The sequence below is a fragment of the Flavobacterium sp. genome (assembly GCF_003525665.1).
Classification (GTDB): Bacteria; Bacteroidota; Bacteroidia; order Flavobacteriales; family Flavobacteriaceae; genus Flavobacterium.
This window is the reverse complement of sequence record NZ_DQDX01000036.1, coordinates 18,601-23,818: the sequence shown is the minus strand read 5'-3', so window position 1 is coordinate 23,818 and position 5,218 is coordinate 18,601. Positions and strand designations below refer to the sequence as shown.

Sequence of the window (5,218 nt, the reverse complement as noted above, 5' to 3'; positions counted from 1 at the left end):
TCGATGTTGGCTTGGCAGAAATTCGGAAACGGACAAACTCCTGAAAACTCTGGTTTGAAAGGCGATAAACTGGTTGGAAATTTTTATGTAGAATTTGATAAAGTTTACAAAACCGAAATAGCTGCTTTAATGGCTGAAGGAAAAACCGAAGAAGAAGCTAAAAAACAAGCACCAATTATTCTAGAAGCACAACAAATGCTACTAGATTGGGAAGCTGGAAAACCAGAAGTTATGGAACTTTGGAAAACCATGAACCAATGGGTTTACGATGGTTTTGCTCAAACGTATAAAAGTTTAGGAGTTGATTTTGATAGTTATTACTACGAATCCAATACTTATTTATTAGGAAAAGAAGTAGTTCAATTTGGACTAGAAAAAGGAATTTTCGAAAAAGATGCTGATGGTTCGGTTTGGATTGACTTAACACCAGACGGATTGGATAGAAAAATCGTGCTTCGTTCAGACGGAACTGCGGTTTATATGACGCAAGATATTGGAACAGCGATTCAACGTGTGAAAGATTTTCCAGATGTTGGCGGTATGGTTTACACTGTTGGAAACGAACAAGACTACCACTTCAAGGTATTGTTTTTAATTCTGAAAAAACTTGGTTTTGAATGGGCAGAAAACTTGTATCATTTATCATACGGAATGGTAGAATTGCCATCAGGAAAAATGAAATCTCGTGAAGGAACTGTGGTTGATGCCGATGATTTAATTGAAGAAATGACAACAACAGCTAAATCAATTTCAGAAGAATTAGGAAAATTGGACGGTTATTCTGATGAAGAAAAAGCCAATTTATACAAAACCATCGGACTTGGAGCTTTGAAATATTTTATGTTGAAAGTAGATCCTAAAAAATCAATGATGTTCAATCCAGAAGAATCGGTTGATTTTGCTGGAAATACTGGAGCATTTATTCAATATACATACGCTCGAATTCAGTCTATTTTGCGAAAAGCTGCATTCGATACTACTCAAAAAGTAACTATCGAATTACATCCGAAAGAGAAAGAATTAATTAAGCAAATTGAGTTGTTTCCAGAAGTAATTCAGAATGCTGCTCACAATCATAGTCCAGCTTTAGTTGCTAATTATACGTATGATTTGGTGAAGGAATTCAATTCGTTTTACCAAAATGTATCTATTCTTGGTGAAGAAAATCAAGACAAAAAAGTATTTAGAGTTCAACTTTCTAAAAAAGTTGCCGATACTATAAAACTTGCTTTTGGATTATTAGGAATTGAAGTTCCAGAACGAATGTAAATACAAAGAAAGGTTGATTAATTTCAACCTTTTTTATTTAAAAATTATACCTTAAAAAAGCATTAAACGTTCTTTCTAATGCAAAAGTATTTACTTGTTCAATAGAATTTGTATTGGTATTTACACGGTAATTTTGATTGATTATAATTTTAGAATCCAATAAATTTTGAACCGAAAATCCGAAAAGTAAATTCGATTTTTCACTAATTGAAATTTTATAACTACTGGAGAAATTCATTTGAAAATAATCTTCAAGATTGGTCGAATTTGGTTCTTGATAGCCAATTTCTGGATTATTTGGCGTGTTAAAAATTGGTAACGAATTCGAAGGCAATGTGTTGGGTTTTCCTGTAAACCATCTTGAACCAATAGCTATTTTTAATTTTTGATAATCATAAATTAAAGCCATTCCTACATTGTGATTGATCTCATAATTATTAGGAAAAGCATTAGTTGAAAAACTTTCGAAATTATAATTGTTATTTGTATAAGTATAACTAAGCCACGCTGTAAAGTTGTACAACTGTTTCTGAATTAAAAACTCTGAACCTAGAACGGTATATTTTCCGTTTATTCTTGAAAATTCCAATTGGTTTTGAAATCCTTGACTCATGCTGGTAATTCCGTTTACCGATTTGTAGAAATTATCTAAAGTCAGCAACCAATTGTTCTTTTTAAAAGTAAATCCAACTGAAACCTGATTGCTTTTAACCACAGGAATCGTTTCGTTATTGGCTAAAATCCATCGGCGTTTTTCTACACCAAGAAAATCTTGTTGCAAATCGACAATTTGTGAAGTAACTTGACTTTTTCTTTCGGCTAAAATTTCTGCAAAAAAGGATTTAGAAAACGAATAATTAAATTGTAATCGTGGTTCCAATAAATATTCTTCGAGTTGCGTAATATAAGTTTGACGCAAACCAATAGCTGTTCTAAGTTTTTTATTTTCAGACGAATACATAATTTCTCCAATTAAGGAATGACTGTGTAAAACATCTTTAATTCTTCTTGAAAAAATTGGACTGTTGATGCGATCAAAATTTCGAATTCCGATTTCGTTGAATTGATAACCGTTGTTGAATTTCCAATTTGTAGCCATTTGATGACTGTTTTTAATTTTAATTCCAGTATCTAAAATGGTGTTTTCTTGATTCAAAATTTGATTACTTTGTATCGATTCATTTTCAGATTCAATCGTGTAATACGAAGCATAAATGTTTATTTCTGATTGGTTTTTCTTATTCCAATTCACTTTTAAAGTAGTGTTTCCACCCAAAGTATGTTGTTCTAAAGAACTATTTTTAGCAATTAAAATAGAATTCTCCTCTTTTGATTCGTTGAATTCTAAAAGGTTATTTATTGTAATTAAATCGACATTCAGATCTATTTTCGAATTGATTTTTTGATTGAATTGCAATGAGAAATCATAAAAATAGAAATCCTCATTGTTCATGTAATTAATTACTTGATCGTTAGTAATATTAGTAACGGCTGTATTTTGAAAAATTCGATTGTAGTAGTTTTTGTAAGTTGGCGAATTGATAAAATCGGTGTGAGAACGGCGCGCACTTAATTCGAGATTTGAATTTTTAGAAGTTTTAAATTTGGCATTAACATCGGCGCTAATCATATTAACTCCAATAGAACCGTTAGTTTCCTCTGATGTACTTTTGTTTGTAGAAATATCGACAACGCTAGAAACACTTTCACCATAAAAAGGAGAACTTCCGTTTTTAGTAATTTTAATGGTATTTGCCAAATTCGGATTCAAAGCAGATATTAATCCGAAGAAATGACCTGTTTGAAAGAGTCGAATTCCGTTCCATAGAAACAAATTTTGATCATGTGTTCCGCCTCGAACGTTGAGGTTTGAGATGGTTTCGTCTGTGCTTGCAATTCCCGGAATTTGTTTTAATGTTTCAAATACATCGGGTTCGATTAAACCAGGAAGAAGTCCGAATTTTTTAGGTTTTATTTCAAAAGTTCCGTCTAATTTTTTTGTAATTCCTTTCGTTAAATAGGTTTGAGTTACTACTTCAGATAACTCATTTAAGATCGGTTTTAAAGTTAAAGTCGGACACTTATTTGTATATAATTCAATGGATTGAATAGTTAGTTTTTCGTAATTTACGTGTGAAAATTCTATTGGATTTATTGATTTTATGTTTAATTCAAAATACCCATTTTCATTACTCGAAGTGGAATAGTTTGTTCCAACTACTTTTATGTTTGCATAAGCAATGGGTTGATTAGAAAAGACGTCCACAATAAATCCGCACAAGGGTTTATCAAGGTCTTTATTATTAATCACAGCAATATAACTTTTAGATGTAAATTGAAATTTTAAACGCGTTTTATCAGAAATATAATCGAGTTTTTCATTTAAAGTTAAGGAGTTTTTTGGTGGAATAATTTTGAAAATCGCAATTTCTTCATCAATGTAATTAAATTTCACATCATGTTTTTGTTCTATCTTTTCAAGAATTTTAAGCAATAAAATAGTTTCGCTTTTATCTTGAGCATTGGCACCCAAAATAAAAACTAAGCACAGTAACAAAGGCGCTAAAAACTTTTTTATTTTCACTTTATTTCTTCAATAACATAGTTTGAATTAGTAGATTTCGAATAATTTAAGTGATAGATTGAGGTGATTGTTTTTAAGGCAATATCAATATTGTTCGATGGAATTTTACCAGTAAACAATTGATCTGATTTGATGTTTTTAGCATCAATTGTAACATTGTATTGTCGTTGAATTTCTTCTAAAACAGTCGTTAATTTTTCTTTTTCAAATGCTAATTCTTTAGAAAGCCATATTGGTTTCGCATCGGAAATCGTTTTGCTTACAATTCTCTCATTGCCTTCAAAAGAAACCATTTGACCTGGAGTCAAAATTACTTCTTGAGCGTTGAAGTTTACTTTTACTTTTCCTTCGAAACAAACTACATCAAATCGATCTTTTCTTGCTTTTACATTAAATTGTGTGCCAAGAACACTTACTTTACCTAGGTTGGTGTTGACTTCAAACTTTTTTCCTTTGGCAACTTTAAAGTAGGCCTCGCCATTTAATTCTAACTTTCGATTGTCGTCCCAATTCCACTTTGAATAATCAATTTGCGAACCCGAGTTTAATACTACTTCAGAATTATCTGGTAATAAAAAGGTAGTTTGTTTTCCATTTTCTGCCAATTCTGTAGTAGGAGTGAATGTATTGTAAGCAAAAAATAATCCAAATCCTATTACTAAAACAGCTGCAATTCTCATGAACCAGTTTGGTTTTAAAGTAACTACTTTCGGAGTTTGTTTTTTAGTTTCTAATACGTTGGTCAACAGTTTATGTTCATCAAACGAAGGTGTTTCTAATTGCGATGAATATAATTTTATTTTTTCATATAATGGAAAGTCAGGATCAGCTTGAAATTCTTTCAATTCTGCATCAGTCATTTCTCCATCAAGCCATTTTGCTAATTTGTAATTTTCTTCCATAATTTTAGTATCACTTCAATGTAACAAGCTACTTTAAATTTACCCTACTTAAAATTTTCAAATTCTTTTCGTAATTCGACTAATGCTAAATGAATACGTTTTTCCACAGCTTTAACGCTAATATTAAGTTCTTCGGCAATTTGAGTATATTTTTTTCCGTCTATGCGGTGCATTAAAAAAGCTACACGTTGTGTTTCATTCAATCGGTCAATGGCATTTAATAGTTTGGATTTAAATTGTTCTTCCTCTAATAAAAATTCAGGATTTTGATTGGATCTATCATTTAGAGAATTGTTCTTTTGATAATTGATAACCACTTTTTGATGCGCAATTACATTTAGAGATGTATTATTTGCAATAGTATAAATATAAGATTTGGCTTTTTCTAGCGGAACATCGGCACAATTTTGCCATAATTTTATGAAAGCTTCTTGCGTAGCATCTTCTGCTTGATCTTGATATA

The 5,218-nt window shown here is 31.0% G+C and carries 4 protein-coding genes; 1 reads left to right on the top strand and 3 read right to left on the bottom strand.

The features are described 5' to 3' along the window. Positions 1-1,269: arginine--tRNA ligase (gene argS, locus DIU01_RS02500; protein ID WP_290831684.1), on the top strand; the 1,269-nt coding region annotated here is incomplete at its 5' end. Between the two features lie 37 nt (positions 1,270-1,306). On the opposite strand, the gene DIU01_RS02495 is transcribed toward argS, so the two are convergent. From DIU01_RS02495 to DIU01_RS02485, 3 genes are all read right to left on the bottom strand, one after another. Next, complete coding sequence (locus tag DIU01_RS02495) at positions 1,307-3,853, bottom strand: carboxypeptidase-like regulatory domain-containing protein (protein WP_290831683.1); 2,547 nt, start codon at positions 3,851-3,853, stop codon at positions 1,307-1,309. Then, the gene (locus tag DIU01_RS02490; RefSeq protein ID WP_290831682.1) at positions 3,850-4,755 is read right to left on the bottom strand and encodes a FecR family protein; all 906 of its coding nucleotides are present in this window, start codon (positions 4,753-4,755) and stop codon (positions 3,850-3,852) included. Before DIU01_RS02490 ends, DIU01_RS02495 begins: the two co-directional genes overlap by 4 nt. Positions 4,756-4,799: 44 nt before the next feature. Further along, positions 4,800-5,218: sigma-70 family RNA polymerase sigma factor (locus DIU01_RS02485; protein WP_290831681.1), on the bottom strand; the 419-nt coding region annotated here is incomplete at its 5' end.